Origin of the sequence: Blautia faecis, assembly GCF_020554845.1 — a bacterium.
In the GTDB taxonomy this organism is placed as follows: Bacteria; Bacillota; Clostridia; order Lachnospirales; family Lachnospiraceae; genus Blautia_A; species Blautia_A faecis.
On record NZ_JAJCIA010000003.1, the window covers coordinates 52,973 to 71,980 of the forward strand.

Consider the following 19,008-nt stretch of genomic DNA (forward strand, 5'->3'; position numbering starts at 1 on the left):
AATGGAGACTACATTGCGATGATGGCCAAAAAGCTTCCTACAGACTCTGATTACGCCAATTCCAATAAGAATCTGGAAGCAGAAGATTATGAAGTAGACTATGCGATCACACACACCTGCCCATTATACCGAGTGAAAACGCTTGGCTACTACCACGTAGCCAGGGAAGAAGAACCCCTTCAGAACTATTTTCAATGGGTATGTGACAAGTTGAACCAGACTAATGAGATGCTTGCAGATGGCAGCGGCGACAAGAAGGGCAGATCTTTCAAACACTGGTATTTCGGTCACTGGCACACCGACTGGAACAAAAACTGGCTTGAGCTTATGCACATGGAAGAATTGCCCCAAAAGTGCAGGGCAATTTACCTGGATGTAGAGGATATGGAAACTGGCGAACATATTTTCTTAAAATAATATGGAAAATCGATTGAAAATATCACAGAATAAAATATACTATTTATAAGTATACTACTGCAAGTAGTATATTTTGTTTACGGCGCTTATGATTTGACAACGAGGAGGCTGCTTAAGAGAATTTGCCGGCAGACATAAAGCCCTGTTTTTTTCTGCACAGAGAAGAATGATTCTTTGAATCTTCTGAACTTTTCCAAGATGGTGCAAACATTTTTCGAAGGCTCTTTTATATCTTCTTTTCAAAATTGGGAAGCTGCATTTGAATATATTACAGGAAAAATTTCAGACGAAAAATTGGTATTGATTATTGATGAACTTCCTTTTCTGGCAGAACCGAATCCTTCAATGACATCTGGAGGCGTTTTCCTCTGAGATTTCACTGGAGGAAAATATAAAAAATAATCTGCTTACGGAAGGGACTTTTTTGAATGATGAACCCCAGACACTTTTGAGGATTGAATTGAGAGAGCCTTCGGTATACAATTCCATTTTAGAGGCGATTTCCAATGGATGTAATAAGATTCGTGAGATTGCAGATCGAATTCATGAAGAGAAAAGCAAGTGCAGCAAATATATGCTTACATTGCAGACTCTGCGATTAATTGAGAAGTGTGTTCCCTGTACCGAGCCAGAAACAAGTAAAAAAGGGATTTATGAGATAACAGATAATTATTATAAGTTCTGGTACAGATTCCTTTTTACAAATCAGAATTATTATTCCATGCTGGGCCTGGAGCTTTCCTGCGAAGAAACTTCCGTTTATTCCATATAAAATGGGAAAATGGTGGGGGAATAATCTATTGATAAAAGCGCAGGATGATGTTGATATACTTGCGTTTGATAAAACGGGAAAGAAAGTGTTGCTCTGTGAATGTAAGTTTCGAAATAAACCAATGCCTATGGAAGAGTATGATGACCTGGTTATGGCTGCAGAAATGTTTAAAAATGCAGAGGAAAAGTATCTTATGTTTTTCAGCAAATCTGGTTTCACAGAGTCAGTAAAGGAAAGGGCGGCGCGAGAAAATGCGGTGCTGCTTACAATCGAAGACTTGTATTAGAGTCTTTTTCAGACCCGCTCTAAGGAGTATAAAGAATGAACAGAAAAAACTTTCTGAAAAATAAGAAAATCAACTGGATCAAAGTGGTTATCCAGATATTGTCCTTCGCTTTAATTCCGGGCTTATTTGAAGGGGAATTCGCAGCTGTGGGAAATATTGTTTCCTGCATATACAAGGGAAATATTTCATGGGAAAGTGTGAAGTATTCGGTATGGATGCTGTTGGCAACTGTGCCGGCAACAGTACTTGTGGGAAGGTTTTTCTGTGGATTTTTCTGCAGTTTTGGAGCAGTGCAGGATTTGCTATGGCTTGGATCACACAGATTGCGGGCATTATTTCCGGGAAAAAGAAACCTGAAAAAGGCTGACCGGATATTCAGATTTGCCAAGTATGCAGTGCTTTTTTACTTTATAATATTCATATGGAGTGGTGTAACAGCTGTGAAAACAGCCGGCCCGTGGCAGGTGTTTGGGCAGTATGTTTCATTTGGACACTGGCCAGGATTGAAGCCTTTGCTTTCAGTTGGAGGAGTTCTGCTTCTTTTAATCTTTATTGGCTCACTGTTTGTACAGAGATTTTTTTGCAGATATTTTTGCCCTATGGGAGCAATTTATTCACTGATTTCACAGACATCTTTCCTGAAAATTGATAAGCCGCGGGAAGAGTGCGGAAAGTGTCATTTATGTACCTCGAAATGCACCATGGGGATGGATCTTACGAAGAAAGACAGGATTGCCGGAGGAGAATGTATCAGCTGTCAGAAGTGTGTAAGCTGGTGTCCGAAAGGGAATGCGCACTTTAGAAGCAGATATGGAGTGCTGATCGGAGTGGGCGTTACCTGTGCTACCATCATGGTGTCACAGCTCCTTATAGCAGGAAATCTGGCTAAAGAGAAAACGGCAGATTCAGTGAAAAAAACGGCAGAAAATGATGCTGGAGGTAACTTTCAGAATGGTATTTACACAGGAACCGGTGAGGGCTACAGAGGCAAGGTGACGGTTACGGTAAAGGTTGCCGATGGGAAGATAACGGAGCTTGTACTGGATGATTATGCAGATGATAAGTCTTATATGGAGAGAGCGAAAAACAGGATTTTCCAGGAGATGATCAGCAGGCAGAATACAGATGTAGATGCAGTTTCCGGAGCGACTTACAGCAGTAACGGCTTGATTGAAGCTGTGAATAAAGCACTGGGAAATGACGAAGGTGAAGGGAAGAAACCTGAACAGGAAGAATCTGAAGATAAGCAATCCTTTATAGAGGCTGGACGTTTTCAGAATCTGACAGATGGCATTTATACCGGCTCGGCCGATGCATTTCGAGGGGATGTGGAGGTTCAGGTTACAGTTGAAAAACAGAAGGTAACGGATATTTCCATTCTTTCCTATTGTGATACAGAGGAATACTTTTTCAGGGCAGCACCAGCTGTAATCGAACAGATGAAGGCTGAGCAGAGTCTGAATGTAGATGCAGTAAGTGGAGCAACCTACAGCAGCAATGGGGTTATTCATGCAGTGGCAAATGCGTTGGAGATTCCGGAGGATCAGTATGCACCAAGACCTGGCAGGAATCTGACTGCAAAGAAAAAGAACCATGGGCATATTGTGAAGCATGAGATAACAAGTCAGGAAGAGTATGAGGAAAAAGTAGAGAAATATTCAAAGTGATATGGTCATCCCCCAAAAATAAAAGCTTCTGAATCAGACACAGGACTGAAAAATCCTGTATCTGTCAGAAGCTTTTATTTTTGATTTGTATCCATATTATTTTCTGCCATAGACAGATATTTATATGTGGGCAGAAAGTTAGTGCTTTTTGCCTTTCTATAGTATTGCATAAAAATACGTTCCATAATATTGGGAATCTGAGATTCAACCGGCTGAAACAGGATGATCAGATACTGCATGGAACTGTATCTGGTACAGATATCCACACGCCGGATGGTGTTTTGGATAGCCTGTTCCATATGGGAAAGTGTCTGCTCAATTTCTTCAATATGAGCGGGAGTGTCCGAAGTGGCTTCCAGTGTGAGCATTACCAGGTAGCAGCGGCTTCCGCTTCGGATAATGAGCTGTTGCATATATTCATACTGTCTGGAAAAATCCCGGTAATTCAGTTCAAGAGCACCTGCATAGCTGCCACTTTTGCGAAGCGCGTCTGCCACCTGCTGAAGATCCCTGGCAGTACCTGGTGAATCGGAAGAGGAATGACTGATCTGATGATAAAAGGAAAAGTGATTTTTACCATTTTGCTTTACATTGTATAATGCCTTATCTGCTTTGGAATAACAGTCTGCAAAGGTATCGCTGGTAGTGCACATATACAAACCGGCAGACAGAGCAGCATCTTTGATTTCAGGATCAGCTTCTGCGATGGAATGGAAGTGGTGGAAAAGCCGTGTCGTTAGTTTCGACACATTTTCAGCACTTATGTCTGGCAGAAACAGAAGAAATTCATCTCCACCAAGACGACAGGCAATACCGTTGGCTGTATAGCGTGAAAGCAGGGTTCCCAGATTCCTTAAGGCGCGGTCACCGGCCATGTGTCCATAAACGTCATTGATTTTTTTCAGATTATCCATATCAAGGAAAATAAGACAGCCGTTATGTTCCTGCATGAATTCTGCAATAAGCCGCTCTCCAAGGCTTCTCATAGGAAGACCGGTCAGGAAATCATAATTCTTTGAATCCTCCTGGTTCTTTATGGTGCTGACTACTTCTGAAATGAATTTGTTAATGGTGTGGTCAGCCTCTGGTGGAGCTGTTATTTCCTGTATGCGGATATTGTGGAGAACAACACGCTTTTCATCTAATAGCTTTAAAAATACATCTGTAATTTCCGGATCAAACTGTTTCCCGCGGTTCTTACTGATTTCCTCCCGGATCATTTCCGGAGGAAGTGCATTTCGGTAAATTCTGCGGGAATTCATGGCATCATAGCTGTCTGCCATTGCGGTGATGCGTGCATGAATGGGAATTTCGACACCGGAAAGCCCGTCTGGATATCCATTTCCATCATACCGTTCGTGATGATTTCTGGCCACTTCAACAATATGAGGGACAAAGGTAATATCCTTCAATATTTCTGCACCGATGACGGTATGTTTTTTTATCAGATTATACTCGTCATCTGTAAGTCTGGAGGGCTTGTTTAAGATCAGATCCGGAATACCAATTTTTCCAATATCGTGAAGGTAAGCGGCATGCTTTAACTGCTGGATTTCCTCTGAAGACCATCCAAGCTCGGCTGCAATAAGTGCGGCATATTCTGCAACCCGGTAGGAATGTCCGCGGGTGTACTCGTCCTTAGCCTCGATGGTGGTGGACAAAGTCTGCATCATTTGCAGGGAAAGGAGCTCTGTCTGCTTCTGTTTGCGTTCCAGTTCCTGTTGCTGGCGCTCATTCTCTATATGCTGGATGCTTCGAAGAGTCCGGACAATGTTGACAAACAGCAGAATGAGCATTCCAATGCCGATAAAAAGACCGGACAGGGATGTGACAAAATATACAGAGACACATTCAGCAGCAACGCAAAGCAAAACGAGCAAATGAGCCAGGAGCAGAAGATGGTCTGAGGCTTTTTTTCTGTGGCGGATGTAGAGGCAGAGATGGATAAACACCATCAGGAATGTACCTATCAGTATGATCTGCCCCAGGGGGGAGGGTTTCAATGTAGTCTGCAATATTTGCTATGGCCAGAATAGAGCAGACTGTAAAATTCAGCAGGGAGATTCCGATCACAATATGATAAAGCCTGCGGTGAAGTCCGTGCTGTACATTGTCTGCATAAAGCAGAAGGGGAATCGGTCCAAGGAGGATCATAACGAAGCACAAGGAAGCCAGGGCAGATGAGTTTGGAATCAGCAGCTGGCGGATTTTGGACTCGCCCAGCATCCAGGTTGCTCCCATTATCATACACCAGCCAAGATATTCCATCTCAAAGCTTGTGTGGTACACAAAACCAAGGGTAAGGCTGAAAAGGATGGTGGTCAGTCCTGCAAACAGGGTGAAAAATGCGATGTAAGTGGCCAGTCCGTAATGGTTGAAGATCAGCTGCCAGATGTCCGCTTTATCTCCACAGAAAATCTGGTTCACAACACCGGAATAGTTGGAGGTGTAGGTGATCAGTTCGATGCGGAGCTCCTTTCCGGCATCTTCATGGGAGGTGGAGCAAAAAATGAAACGGCTGGCGGAATTTTTCCCAATCAGACGGGTTTTACTGGTGCTGTACTGCTCTCTTAAGGTGCCGTTTATGTATATGTTTACGTCCTGCAGGGAGGAACGAATCGCTATAGATGAGGCATCAAAATCTGCCGGAAGGGTAGATGTGATGACCATGGTTTCGCCTGCGGGAACATCATAGGAACCGGGAACTGTGATTTCTTCAGTGGTGCCGTCAGATTTTTCCCAGGTAAAGGTTCCGGGATAGAGGAGGGACGGAGAGTTTCCACTGACAGTTCTTTCATCAGCACCGAAAAACTGCATGAAAATGAACCATCCAAGAATGGCGAGCATCAGAAAATAGAAAATGTATCTTGGTCCCTGGCGGGCAGGGAATTTCTCCTTGGTCATGGTAATTCTCCTTGTATGTGAGTGGTGTTAAATTTTTGTGATTGTCAATTGTATTATACTATATATGAAAAGATTCATCAAAACATTATTATTCATAATGGTTGGAAAAATTTTTAAAATCTTTTAGAAATCTGACCGTTTCGGTATACGAAATTCCAATAAAGTGGTATAGTTAATCTAAATAAGCTTTACAAAAACATGTGGCGTTTGGGTTGAGTTGAGAAAAATTGTGTCAGAAAACATATGAAGTACGGGGGAAAATATGGATATTTTAGTTGTGATCGATATGCAGAATGATTTTATTGACGGAGCGCTTGGTACACCGGAGGCGGAAGCAATTGTGCCTAATGTGGTGGACAGAGTGAAGAATTTCAATGGTCTTGTGCTGGCGACCAGGGATACTCACAGTGGGGATTATCTGCAGACCCAGGAGGGCAGAATGCTTCCTGTAGAGCACTGCATCCGCGGCACCTACGGCTGGGAGATCCGGGAGGAGATCGCAGAGCTTCTGGAGTCCGGACCCATTGACAAGCCAACCTTTGGCAGCGAAACCCTGGGAAAAGTTCTGAAAGAATTTAATAAATCAGAGACCATTGACAGTATTACACTGGTAGGGCTTTGCACAGATATCTGTGTGATTTCCAATGCCATGCTGCTGAAAGCATTTTTGCCGGAGGTACCGATCATGGTAGACTCTCTTTGCTGCGCCGGAGTGACGCCGGAGAGCCATGAGCGGGCGCTGGAAGCGATGAAAGCCTGCCAGATAGAGGTTCTTTAGGAGTCATGAGAAAACGGATTTTGGAAGTGGTTGCTTAAAAAAATGCCGCAAAGTCACGGGAAATGGTGATTTTGTGGTATTTTTATTTTTCTGCGCCGAAAGAAAACTTATTTTCTCATATTTCCATCAAAATCACATGATACTATATTAAAGTAAATTGTGGCTTCTGTCTGATAGGAAACCGCAACGATTTACAGAGCATTGAAGCCTGTTTGAAATACAGAAAGCCTTTTTCAAACACGTTCTAGCGACAGGCTTTAAGAGAGAGGAAAGAGCCGTGAAAAAAATAGAGATTCTTGTTGTAGAGGATGAACCGAAATTAGCACAGACGATTTCTGACTTTCTGAGGATTCAGAACTATGAAGTAGAGACAGCACTGACCGGGAACAAAGCCCTGGAATATTTTTGCCAGAATAAGCAGAAGGTGGATCTGATCCTTCTGGATCTTATGCTGCCGGATATTTCCGGATATACCGTATTGAAAGAAATCAGGAAAATATCGGAGGTTCCGGTTATTATTTTGTCTGCAAGGTCGGCAGTGGCAGACCAGATGAGCGGATTTGAGAAAGGTGCGGATGATTATATCACCAAGCCCTTTACTCTGGCACTTGTGAAAATGCACATTGAGGCGGTGCTGAAGCGTGCCGGGAAGCTGCGGACTATGGTGGAATACAACGATCTGCAGGCAGATGTAAATGCACAGCTTTTATTTTACAAAGAGCAGCATATCCCCACCACCAGGAAGGAATTTGATCTGATGATTTACTTCATGGAGCATCCGGGAATTGTTCTGCCAAGAGATACCATACTGAATGCGGTGTGGGAATACGATTATACAGGTGATGTGCGGACCATTGATACTCTGGTGAAGCAGCTGCGGAAAAAAATGGGAGAAGGCTGCAATTATATCCGGACTGTTTACGGCGTGGGCTACATCTTCGGGGAGGACATCCATGAAAATTAAAAAAAATTTCTGGAGAGCTGGGAAAGCTCTGTGGATTCAGATTATTGCCTTTGCGGTGGCAGTCATGCTGTATAGCGTGTGCTGTTATCCCATATATACTTCATCAAAGGCCAGAATCATGCGTCAGCTGTATGAAGATATCCATGACATGGATCTTGAGGAACTTAGCGAGGACGACGAAGAGACACTTGGTGATTATCAGAAAGAAAAATTTGAGACTGTAATTGCGAATGAAAATTATGAGCAGATTTATACGTCCAGATCATCTCTGAAGACCACGCATGCCCGTAAGTACATAGAAAACAAAATTGCCCAGTACACAGAAGAAGGAACCCTGGAACAGCGTCGCATGGAATCCAGGCATATTCTGATGTTTCGTGGGAAGATTATACAGGATGGACATACATTCTATGTTTACCTGCGAAAAGATGTTCAGTCAGTTCTGGAAGTGATTGAGGGAACCAGATTATATCTGGCGGTTGTTTTGCTTCTGATGGTGGGATTAAGCTATTTCCAGGAAAAAATGAGTAAAGCAAGTACCGAGAAAAAAGCAAAGCAGTCTGACTATCAGCTTCTGGAAAGCCAGAGAGAATTTGTGGCGAATATTTCCCATGAATTAAAAACACCTCTTGCAGTAGTGTCCAGCCAGGTGGAAATGCTGGAAATCGCAGGAGATAAGATTGATCGTTCCTACTATTATTCTTCCATTCACGAGGAGCTGGACAAAATGTCCAGAATGGTAGGAGAACTCCTTGATTTTTCCATGTTGGACAATCAGATGAGTTCCATGGAAATGAGCCGTGTAAATGTATCAGAAATGATAGAATATCTGCTTCTTCGATATGATGCTATGTTCCGCAAAAACGAGATCAAAGTGGAACAGGAAATCGAAAAGAACTGTTTCGCATACGGAAACCGCATGTATCTGGAAAGAGCAGTAAACAATTATCTGATGAATGCGTTTCAGCATACAGAGCAGGGAAAGCGGATCCGGATTACTCTGAAGAAAGAGAAAAAGCAGATACGCATGGAAGTCTACAACGATGGAGAGCAGATTAAAGAAGAGCAGATGGAGCATATCTGGGACAGCTTTTACACAACTTCCCAGAAGAAGAAACCAGTCACATCTGAGAATGAAGTACGTAACATTGGTCTTGGACTTTTTGTGGTCCGAAAGATCGTGGATAAACATAAAGGAAGCTGCGGAGCTAAAAATATGGAGAACGGAGTGCTGTTCTGGCTTCAACTTCCGGAAATCAGGGATTTGGGAAAATGAGAAAGTGGAATAAAAAAACAAAAATTGCAGTATTTATTATATTTTTAATTTTAGCTGTGCTGTTTGCCGCTCTATGCTGGAAAAAACGCCGTGGAATCTATAATACATATATGAAGCTTACTGGTCAGGAGATTCCGTATTCTGTTCAGGAAAAAAGAAGGAAAAAATATGGATATTATGACCAGGAATTGAATGCTTCCATGAATCTGGAGAATCCGGTTTACATAACTGAGAATGACGGTTCTGCAAATGAGATCGAAACAGACATTCCAAAAGAAACCACACGTATAGCATCCTCTTATGAAATCGACCAGCAGCTGCAGGCTGAGCTGGAGAATGGATACAGCTGGGAGGAGCCTATGGTGATCCAGAATCCTTATCAGGTTTCTCCATTGACAGCGGTGATTATTTTCGACACAAAAGAAGAGTGTGCGGTGCGTTTTACGGTCAAGGGAAAAACGGAAGCCGCAGATATCAGCGGAGAAGTGGAATCTGCTGCTTCACACAGAATCCCGGTGATCGGTCTTTACCCGGCAATGGAAAATACAGTTGTTCTGGAGCTTCTGGATAAATCAGGCAAGGTTACAGATTCCCAGGAAATCACTATTACAACGGATGAACTTCCGGATAAACTGGATGATGCTGTGAAACCGGTGAAAACAAGCGGTGAATCTGCATTTGAACTGACTATGGTATATGGACAGCGGACAACCTTCCCATTTGCTTATGACTGTATGGGAGATATCCGTTGGTACATGAGCGGAGAATTTACTTCTGGAATTTATATGCTGTCAAATAGCAGGATGATAGTTGCCTCCAATGAAGCTTTTATGCCATCCCAGGCCAAACCGCAGACAACCAATCTCTATGAGATGGATTATCTGGGACGCGCCTACACCATGTACTATGTGGCGGGTGGAAATCACCATGAAGTAATCGAAAAAGAGCCGGACGGAAATCTTCTGGTTCTGACCAGTTCTCTGGAAGGACACATTGAGGACAAAATCCAGGAAATTGACAGACAGACCGGTGAAGTTGTAAATGAATTGATAATGGAAGACATTTTTGGAGGGAAATATGAGGATCGGGTTGACTGGACCCATTTAAACACTGTGTCTTATCAGTCGGAGACAGATACCATTGTGATCAGTCCCCGAAATCTGGAATCTGTGGTCAAATTGAACTGGACGACAAAGGAAATCCAGTGGATACTCTGCGATCCGAGATTCTGGGAAGGCACAGAATATGAGAAATATGTGCTTCAGCCGGAAGGAGATTTTGTTTATCAGTTCCAGCAGCATACTGCCTACCAGATGGAAACAGATCTGGATGGAGATGACCAGACAATAGAAGTCAGTATGTTTGATAATCATTATGTAAAAGTACGAAAGTCCGATGTATTGCAATACTTTGATGGTGAAAAAGAATCTTATCTGTTGGTTTATGCTGTAAATGAAGCAGAAAAGACAGTAAAGCAGATTAAAAAGATTCCTACTGTATGGTCTACCATTACTTCTTCTGCTATTTATGATGCTGACAGTAATCATATTTTCGGCATGTGCGGTCATGTGAAGGATTCTGAAGATAAACGAAGAGGAATGAACTATGAGTTTGACTATGATACAGAAGAGCTGATCAATCAGTTCAGCATCAAAAGCTATTATTACCGCGCATCAGAGATGAGAATTGACTGGAATGATCTGGCAGCAGTCATGGAAATAAAAGACAACTATATTATGGGAGAATTATATCAGCCTGTAAAAGCGCCCTGGTTCTTCTGGCAGAAGAAGCCAGAACAGGTACTGGAAGAAGGCGAGATTACATTACATCTTACCGGGCAGGTGCTTTATGCAGGCGCTTATGATCACCAGATTTCCCAGATTATTTTTCATGGAAAGAAAAATACTTATGTGTATGACACTACAGACATCCGTCTTCATACGAAATCTTACCTGAAGTTCTATGAGAACATTCCGGTACCGCTGCAGGGAATGGAAGCGGATGATTATGAGATTTATGTTGTATATCAGAACGAATTTTATGATTTGGAACAAAATATAAAAATTAAGTGATTTAATGCTGCTGTTCACTGGTAACATTCTGCGAAGTGTGTTGCTGTGAATGGTGGAAATAGTAAAACTTTAAATTTTTACAGGCAATATTAAGAAAGTGTTTCTGCTTTATTGCGGAACTATGCTATAATAGTTGATAACACGACCAGAGCGTGTTTGAAAAATGATTCCGGCACATTCGGCAGAATATTTATTTCAAACATGCTCCAGGTAAATGAAGTTATACCAGAAAAATAAAGGGAGTAAAAAAAATGAAGAAAAAAGTTTTATTACAGGTAATGGGAGCCGTTCTGGTGGCTGGTTTAATGGCTGGTTGTGGTGGCACAAATGATACAAAGACGGAAGAGAATACCAAGACAGAAGCTGCCGCAGACAATGCTGATGCCAAGGAAGAGACTGACAGCACGGAAGCAGAAGATACAAGTGAAGATTCTGCAAGTACTGATTCCGCTGAAGAAGACAGTGCAGAGGCAGATGACACAGCTGCAGAAGCAGAGAGTACAGGTGAGGATTCGGCAAGTAGTGATTCAACAGAAGCAGACAGTGCAGAGGTGGCCGACAGCAAGGAGACAGAAGCAGCAGGAAGTTCTGCTGGTACAGCAGCCCAGACTGCAAACAGTGATTCATACGGCGAGGTTGTTTCTGCAGCAGGATGGAATATTACAGTAGAAGATGTGGAGATCAATTCCTCTCTTGAGAATGTAAGCGTAGAACTTGGCTATACAGGTGTGGAGACAAGCGACTACAAGAAAGAAGCTGACGCAGGCAAGACTTTCTGTATGATTAAGCTGAAGATCGAGAAAGACGGCAGCAAGGAGACTTTGGACTGGGCGAATCTGAAGCTGACTGACAGTGAAGGAAATGAATACAGCAGAATGGATGATGAGTTCATTTCAGAGCTTGGTATGACACGTATGGCAGGAACCACTTTGAATTTCGGTTCTAACGAGGGCTGGATCGCATTTGAGATTGACGAGAATGCAGAGGGTCTGGAGCTTAGCTATCCATTTGAGGCAGAGGAATATCACTGCGCATTATAAGGGTGATAAAAAATGCAGACAATCCGTCAGCTGCCATGACGGTGGTATGAAAATGCGGATTTTGTATTAGATCGTGTTTGAGAAATCATAAAATTGCACAGGAGGCTGGCATGAAGAATAAAAGATATCGGGAACTGGCTGCAATACTTGTAATGATGACAATGACAGTGGGTTCTATTACTACAGTTGCAGCAGAAACAGAAACTACAGCAGAGGAAGAAACTACAGCAGAGACAGAAACAGATGAGACGGAAACAGAAACTGCAGAGGATGCAGATTCCGAGGCAGCAGAAGCAACAGATACCCAGTCCCAGGCGACAGCCCTGGAAGTAACAGACCGGTTTGCACAGCAGACTGCTGTTGACGAAGCGCTCCTTCAAGAGGCGTCAAACGGCTACAGTCTTGATGAGGCCCTGATTGTAGTCAATCCATATGGAATGTCCCCTTTAAGTGCAGTTGCCGTTTTTTCCACAGAGAAAGCCTGCGGCGGAACTGTTACTGTGAAAGGGAAATCCGCAGAGAACGATGTGACGGGGACTTTTGAGGAGGCAACGGAGCATATCGTCCCGATTTATGGTCTTTACAACAATGATACCACAGAGGTTGTAATCACTCTGGATGATGGGACTTCTGCTACCTTTGAAGTAACCACAGAAGATATAGGTGTTGATTACGGTACAATCCAGACAGAGATGAAAAGCGAGGCAAGTTACGATTATTCGAACCTGACTTTTGTCTGCTCCACTATGGGAACCCTGTATGGAGTAGATGCGGCCGGAGATATCAGATTCTTTACCAATATTGGCGGAACTCTCGGAGTTCACCAGCTGGAGAACGGGCATCTTCTCATGCCTGCATCCTATGTGCTGAAGAGCAGCTATTATAAAGAAGGAATGATCGAAGTCGACCTTCTGGGAAAGATTTACCGCGAATACATGATTCCTGGTGGCCAGCATCACGATTTCGTGGAGCTTCCGGATGGCAATCTCCTGGTGGCTTCTGACAGCCCGGACTTAAGCACAGTTGAGGACTACGTGGTAGAAATTGACCGAGAGACCGGTGCTGTTGTATGGGAGCTTGACATGAAAGATCTCATCAGCCAGGAAGATGGACAGTCTGCTTCTATGGATTCAGACGGAAGTGAGGAAGCTGACTGGTTCCATAATAATGGTCTTGCCTATGATGCAGAGAATGATCTGGTTCTTCTTTCTGCAAGACACAAAGATGCCATTGTAGCAGTAAATAAAGAGGACAAATCCCTGGCATGGATCCTTGGAGATCCTACAGGCTGGGATGGTGTGGATCAGTCTTACTTCTTTACTCCGGAGGGAGAAGATTTCGAATGGTTCTATGCACAGCATAATGTTTCCATTCTGGATAATGGAGATATTGCTCTTTTTGACAATGGTACTGCCAAGGTAAAACGTGTGGATGGCGATAACCGTGTAAGTGGTGATAACGTATATTCCCGTGCGGTTGTTTATCAGATTGATACAGAGAACATGACCGTTTCCCAGGTAACTGAGTATGGTAAAGAGCGAGGCGCCGACTGGTATTCGGACTGGATTTCCGGTGTGGTTTCCCTGGATGGAACACAGGATCATCTGTGGATCACAGCTGGCTCCCACCTGCATAGCGATGAAGAAAACCGCAGTGATTATTATCCGAAAGATATGTTTGTACAGGGACTGACCAAGACCACACATATCGATCAGGTAGATAATGGAGAGCTGAGCTTTGAACTGACGATCTCCGGTGACACTTATAATGCGCTGACCTATCGTTCTTTCCGCATGCCCCTTTATACAGAAGGAAAATATGATCCATCCGCAGTTCCGGAGGTGCTTGGTTCTCTTGGAGAGACAAGTTATGAGGAAAGCAGCATTGATGTGAGTACTGCAGAGGCTTTGCCAGATGGCTGGAATTTCCTGCTGGATGGAAGCAAGATCAGTGTGAACGGAAGCTTCCAGACCCAGACCGCAGCAGCAGATCTGCTGGCTGGAAAGATGATCCTGATAAGCGGTGAGTCCCAGAGAGCTTATCAGCTGACACAGACTCCTTCTGAAGGAGATGACGGAACAAATGTTACAGTTAAGGGCTGGACGGCAGTTGACGGGCTGGAAGGTCAGGAATGGGATATTTACCTGGAACTGGACGGTGTTCTTTATAATACGGGATATATGTACAGTCAGGCATAAGTATATAATTTGTCAAAATGGGTTCAAGAGCCTTGAACCCATTTTGACGTTACAGGCTTTGCAGCCTGTACGGACATAACGACAAAAATTTGAGGAGCTTACAGTATGAAAAAATGGAGCAAAAAGAAAAAAATCACCATTCTGCTTCTGTTTCTGGTGCTGCTTGCATTGTTTGCATGCCTTTGCTGGAAAAAGCGGCGGGGAATTTATAATACTTACATGAAACTTACCAATCAGGAAATTCCCTATTCTGTAAAAGAAAAACGAAAGAAAAAATATGGCTATTACGGTCAAAAGCTGAATGTTACCATGGATGTGGATGACACGATTTCCATTCAGGAAAACGATGATTCCGCGAATGATATCCAGACAGAAATCCCTCAGACGAAAACATTGGTGGCAACCTCCTATGAGATTGACCAACAGCTGCAGGCAGAGCAGGAAAATGGATATACATGGGATGATCCCATGGTTATTCTCAACCCATATCAGATTTCCCCATTAACTGCAGTAGTACTTTTTGACACAGAAGAAGAGTATGGAGTGCGCTTTACTGTGAAAGGAAAAACTGCAGCAGCAGACATCAGCGGAGAGATAGATGCGGCCAGTTCACACAGAGTGCCCATTATCGGTCTTTATCCGGGAGAGGATAATACAGTAGTACTGGAACTTCTGGATGATTCCGGCAGAGTGAAGGATTCCCAGGAGATCACCATTACAACAGAAGCTTTGCCAGAGTCTCTTACGGATGTGATCGAACCTGTGGAGACCAGTGGAGAATCTGCATATGATCTGACCATGGTTTACGGACAGCGCACTCATCTTCCTTTTGCATATGACTGCATGGGAGATATTCGCTGGTATATGAACAAAGAGACTGGAAATTATGGCCTTTACATGCTTTCCAACTGCAGAATGATCTGGCAGGATACTGCCGGATATGTTCCGAACCTGGAGAAGCCTCAGTCTACCAATCTTTATGAGCTGGATTATCTGGGAAGAGCTTACAACATGTATTATCTTTCCGGGGGAAGTCATCATGAGGTAATTGAGAAGGAGCCAGGCGGAAATCTTCTGGTGCTTACAAGCTCCATGCAGAGCCATTGTGAAGATAAAGTTGAGGAAATCGACCGGCAGACAGGTGCGGTGGTAAATGAACTGAAACTTCAAGATATTATTAAATGCAAATACGAGAATCTGGTTGACTGGGCTCATATTAATACGGTTTCCTATCAGCCGGAGACAGATACTATTCTGCTCAGTGTCCGCAATCTGGAATCTGTGATCAAGGTAAACTGGACAACCAAGGAAATCCAGTGGATTCTTTGCGATCCAAGATTCTGGGAAGGCACAGACTATGAAAAATATGTGCTGAAAGCAGATGGCGATTTCATTTATCAGTTCCAGCAGCATACAGCATATCAGATTGATACAGATCTGGATGGCGATGACCAGACTATAGAAATCACCATGTTTGATAACCATTTCCTGTGGAGAAGGAAGAAAGACATCGACTATTATGACAAGACGGAGGAATCCTACCTGCTGGTATATTCTGTAAATGAGGCAGAAGGTACTGTGAAGCAGATTAAGAAGATTCCTACAGTATGGTCCAAGATCACATCCGCAGCCATTTATGATGCTGACAGCAATCATTTCTTTGGAATGTGCGGACATGTGGCAAATGCAGAAAACGGCTGGAAGGGAATGACCTACGAGTTTGACTATGATACAGAGAAGGTTCTGAATCAGTACTGTCTTAAGAAAACCTTTTACCGTGCAGAGGAAATGCGGATTGATTACAACGATCTTGCAAGTCCTATGGAGCTGGATGAAAATTATATCAAAGGAGAATTATGGCAGCCGGTGAAGACCTGGAAATGGCTGTGGAACAAGAAGCCGGAACAGGTGCTTCCGGCAGATACCCTGACATATAACATCACTGGAAAAGTGCTCTATATAGGGACCTATGATCATCAGATTTCCCAGGTCATTTTCAAAGGGGCGAAGAATACCTATGTTTATGATACAACAGAGGTTCGTCTGCATATGGAAACATTTCTGGATTTCTATGAAAATATCCCGGTGCCGCTTCAGGGAATGAATGCAGATAATTATGAAATCTACGTTATGTATCAGGACGGATTTTATGATACACAGCAGACCTTTGCAATCAATTAAACAGGTGATATTGCAAAGCCAGAATAGTAAGGGTATTTTTCACGGATTCAGCTGCCGCAGCTGAATCCGGGAAAAATATACAGCAAAGCAGGGCGCAGATTGCGGGAATGATTTTCAAACACGCTCTGGACGCGGAAAAAATGCTGCAAAATCATTTTTGCAATGATTTTGCAGCATTTTCTATGACTGGGAAAAACTTTTGCGGTATGCCGCCGGGCTGTAGCTCAGAGTCTTTTTGAAAACAGAGCAGAAGTAATTGCTGGAAGAAAAGCCCAGCTGGTAAGCAATATCTGTAATGGAATCATCTGTAGTCTTCAGAAGCATCTGTGCCCGATCCATTTTCTGGAGGGTAATGTATTCAGCAGGAGTAATTCCCAGTTCTTCTTTAAATTTGGCTTTAAAACGGGAAAGAGAATAGTTGGATGCCTGGGCAAGCTCCTGAAGTGTAATGGGGCTTTCAATATTCTGTTCAATGTATTTCAGCGCATGTCCGATGTCACTGTTCAGCTGTTCATTGATCTCTTCCTGGGCTGGAACTGCAGTCAGGTAGTTCAGGCTGGCAAGTACACAGGTCAGATACTGGACACCGGCAATGGAGTCGCCTTCTGTTCCGTAAGAAATCAGGTTAAAAGCAGTGCGCAGCATGGAAATCTGGGAACTGCCTACATGGTACAGGTGCTGATCCATATTCAGAAGCCGATGGCACAAAATATTGCTGTAATGCTGGTTCAGACCAAGGAAATTATCGTGCTCCTTCAGATCCAGCTGCATTGCAAAAAATTCGCAGCGGTTCTGGGCAATATGTCCTGTAGTATGAAGCTCATAAGGTCTGGTGATAAAAAGGTTATTTCCGGTAGCACAGTAGCTGGTGCGGACGCCGCCTTTCATAACGTAAGTCTTGCGCTGGCCTTTCACCATGAAATGAAGCTCAATGATATCAGAGTGATAATGCAGAGGAACCGGAACGCCAGGTGCCATAGGTGTAAAATGAGAAAGATTTCTAAGCCCCGGGATCTTATGTTTATCTGCTGTTAATATTTTTTTATGTTCGTTCCATATGTAATCGTCAAATATTTCCTGTTCCATTCAAGTCGCCTCTTCTTATGTCCGTGAATTATTGTGTTGCAGTCTGTTTTACTACTGTTCACTGGTAACGTTCCGCGAAGTGTGTTACTGTGAACGAAGTGAACCGTAACTCTGTTTTGTTTACCGCACTATGTTTTGCTGGTTTGTATTCTTTTTCGTACAAAGTTATAAAATAGTACTAAATATTTTGCTGAAAGCAATTTTAAATTATTTATATTATACTATAGTCACAGTTGAAAAGCAATTGCGCGGTTGCAGTGGATAGTAAATGTTGTTGTTCATTCCGTTCATAAAAACACATCGCGGAACGTTACCGGTGAACAGCAACAAGTAAACATCAAGAGGGAGAAGAGCATGAAAAAAACAATTGCAGGCGGCGTATGGCCGGTTATGATCACACCTTTTACAGAGGACAACAGGATCGACTATGATGCAGTCCTTCGAATCATTGAGTGGTATGACAAGAACGGTGTTGACGGAATCTTCGCAGTATGTCAGTCCAGTGAAATGTTTGAGCTGAGCCCACAGGAGAGAGTGGAGCTTGCAAAATTTATTATCAATAATACACCAAAGCACATGGGAGTAATTGCTTCCGGACATTGCGCTGAGAAGGTAGAGGATCAGATCCGCGAAGCTCAGACTGTAATCGATGCTGGTGTAGATGCATATGTTTTCATTTCCAATCAGTTTGCAAAAGAGAACGAGAGCGAAGATGTAGCTAAGAAAAATATTGAATATCTTCTGGATCACATTGATGGAGATATGTTCGGTGTTTATGAGTGCCCGGCACCATACAAGAGACTTCTTTCACCAGAGCTTCTCAAATGGTGTGCAGAGACTGAGAAATTTGCATTCCTGAAAGACACCTGCTGTGATCTTGATCAGCTGGAAGCAAAATGCAAAGCAGTTGAGGGCACCGGATTAAAGATCTTCAATGCAAATGCAGCAACACTTCTTCGCAGCATGGAAATGGGATGTGCAGGATACTCAGGAGTTATGGCAAACTTCCATCCGGATCTTTATGTATGGCTTTGCAAGAACTATAAAGAGCAGCCGGAGAAAGCACAGGAGCTTATGAACTTCCTTGGCGCTGCTTCCATGGTTGAGTGCCAGGTATATCCGGTAAACAGCAAATACCATATGAATCTGGTAGGTGTGCCGATGACACTTCAGTCAAGAAGACAGGATTATAAGCTTCTTACAGGAAGCAAGAAATTAGAGATCGAAGAGTTCTGTGCGATCACAGAGACCTTCCGCAAGAGCTTTTTTGGAAAGTAATCAGAGATAACTGCCGGAACGGTGGGGACCGTGAGGCCGGCTGAAAGGTATTTCTTAAGATTTGTAATTGGGGTTACAAATATACGTGA

General features: G+C 43.3%; 16 protein-coding genes. 13 read left to right on the forward strand and 3 right to left on the reverse strand.

The genetic code is table 11. From position 1 onward, the window contains the following. The first annotated feature begins 18 nt into the window (after nucleotides 1-18). The 5 genes from LIZ66_RS02405 (at nucleotide 19) to LIZ66_RS02425 (ending at nucleotide 3,142) form a co-directional block, all read left to right on the forward strand. Nucleotides 19-417 (forward strand): hypothetical protein, encoded by a 399-nt coding sequence (locus tag LIZ66_RS02405; RefSeq protein WP_187565364.1) that lies wholly within the window; start codon nucleotides 19-21, stop codon nucleotides 415-417. A 174-nt stretch (nucleotides 418-591) separates the two neighbouring features. After that, complete coding sequence (locus LIZ66_RS02410; protein ID WP_227200161.1) at nucleotides 592-789, forward strand: hypothetical protein; 198 nt, start codon at nucleotides 592-594, stop codon at nucleotides 787-789. Between the two features lie 52 nt (nucleotides 790-841). Beyond that, a complete protein-coding gene (locus LIZ66_RS02415) occupies nucleotides 842-1,189 on the forward strand; it encodes an AAA family ATPase (RefSeq protein ID WP_173717191.1) in 348 nt (115 codons plus the stop codon). Between the two features lie 28 nt (nucleotides 1,190-1,217). Then, nucleotides 1,218-1,475 carry a restriction endonuclease gene (locus LIZ66_RS02420; protein WP_173770566.1) on the forward strand — a complete coding sequence of 86 codons (258 nt, stop codon included), beginning with the start codon at nucleotides 1,218-1,220 and terminating at the stop codon, nucleotides 1,473-1,475. A 35-nt stretch (nucleotides 1,476-1,510) separates the two neighbouring features. Further along, entirely contained in the window at nucleotides 1,511-3,142 is a 1,632-nt protein-coding gene (locus LIZ66_RS02425) for an FMN-binding protein (protein ID WP_195991927.1), read from the forward strand. Between the two features lie 74 nt (nucleotides 3,143-3,216). Here LIZ66_RS02425 and LIZ66_RS02430 read toward each other — a convergent pair whose 3' ends face one another. Both LIZ66_RS02430 and LIZ66_RS02435 read right to left on the reverse strand, forming a co-directional pair. Further along, complete coding sequence (locus LIZ66_RS02430; protein WP_227200159.1) at nucleotides 3,217-5,097, reverse strand: HD domain-containing phosphohydrolase; 1,881 nt, start codon at nucleotides 5,095-5,097, stop codon at nucleotides 3,217-3,219. Further along, nucleotides 4,994-6,046: a hypothetical protein gene (locus tag LIZ66_RS02435; RefSeq protein WP_227200144.1), complete on the reverse strand. Its 1,053-nt coding sequence runs from the start codon at nucleotides 6,044-6,046 to the stop codon at nucleotides 4,994-4,996. The genes LIZ66_RS02430 and LIZ66_RS02435 overlap by 104 nt, the downstream gene beginning before the upstream one ends. Before the next feature lie 262 nt (nucleotides 6,047-6,308). On the opposite strand from LIZ66_RS02435, the gene LIZ66_RS02440 reads away from it, so the two are divergent. The 7 genes from LIZ66_RS02440 to LIZ66_RS02470 all read left to right on the forward strand — a co-directional run bounded on the left by LIZ66_RS02440 (nucleotide 6,309) and on the right by LIZ66_RS02470 (nucleotide 16,555). Continuing rightward, nucleotides 6,309-6,824, forward strand: coding sequence for a cysteine hydrolase family protein (locus LIZ66_RS02440; RefSeq protein WP_148461342.1), 516 nt, complete (start codon nucleotides 6,309-6,311; stop codon nucleotides 6,822-6,824). A gap of 277 nt (nucleotides 6,825-7,101) precedes the next feature. Beyond that, nucleotides 7,102-7,788, forward strand: a complete 687-nt coding sequence (locus LIZ66_RS02445) for a response regulator transcription factor (RefSeq protein WP_173770230.1) — start codon at nucleotides 7,102-7,104, stop codon at nucleotides 7,786-7,788. Then, the gene (locus LIZ66_RS02450; RefSeq protein ID WP_227200142.1) at nucleotides 7,778-9,064 is read left to right on the forward strand and encodes a sensor histidine kinase; all 1,287 of its coding nucleotides are present in this window, start codon (nucleotides 7,778-7,780) and stop codon (nucleotides 9,062-9,064) included. The genes LIZ66_RS02445 and LIZ66_RS02450 overlap by 11 nt, the downstream gene beginning before the upstream one ends. After that, nucleotides 9,061-11,136, forward strand: a complete 2,076-nt coding sequence (locus tag LIZ66_RS02455) for an aryl-sulfate sulfotransferase (protein WP_227200141.1) — start codon at nucleotides 9,061-9,063, stop codon at nucleotides 11,134-11,136. Before LIZ66_RS02450 ends, LIZ66_RS02455 begins: the two co-directional genes overlap by 4 nt. 251 nt (nucleotides 11,137-11,387) lie before the next feature. Beyond that, the gene (locus tag LIZ66_RS02460) at nucleotides 11,388-12,176 is read left to right on the forward strand and encodes a DUF4352 domain-containing protein (protein WP_204454136.1); all 789 of its coding nucleotides are present in this window, start codon (nucleotides 11,388-11,390) and stop codon (nucleotides 12,174-12,176) included. Between the two features lie 110 nt (nucleotides 12,177-12,286). After that, nucleotides 12,287-14,374 carry an aryl-sulfate sulfotransferase gene (locus tag LIZ66_RS02465; RefSeq protein WP_227200139.1) on the forward strand — a complete coding sequence of 696 codons (2,088 nt, stop codon included), beginning with the start codon at nucleotides 12,287-12,289 and terminating at the stop codon, nucleotides 14,372-14,374. Between the two features lie 105 nt (nucleotides 14,375-14,479). Further along, nucleotides 14,480-16,555, forward strand: coding sequence for an aryl-sulfate sulfotransferase (locus LIZ66_RS02470; RefSeq protein WP_227200137.1), 2,076 nt, complete (start codon nucleotides 14,480-14,482; stop codon nucleotides 16,553-16,555). 180 nt (nucleotides 16,556-16,735) lie between these two features. On the opposite strand, the gene LIZ66_RS02475 is transcribed toward LIZ66_RS02470, so the two are convergent. After that, nucleotides 16,736-17,641: an AraC family transcriptional regulator gene (locus LIZ66_RS02475; protein WP_148461349.1), complete on the reverse strand. Its 906-nt coding sequence runs from the start codon at nucleotides 17,639-17,641 to the stop codon at nucleotides 16,736-16,738. Nucleotides 17,642-17,995: 354 nt separating this feature from the next. On the opposite strand from LIZ66_RS02475, the gene LIZ66_RS02480 reads away from it, so the two are divergent. Then, nucleotides 17,996-18,919 carry a dihydrodipicolinate synthase family protein gene (locus tag LIZ66_RS02480; protein ID WP_118577896.1) on the forward strand — a complete coding sequence of 308 codons (924 nt, stop codon included), beginning with the start codon at nucleotides 17,996-17,998 and terminating at the stop codon, nucleotides 18,917-18,919. Nucleotides 18,920-19,008 lie beyond the last annotated feature (89 nt).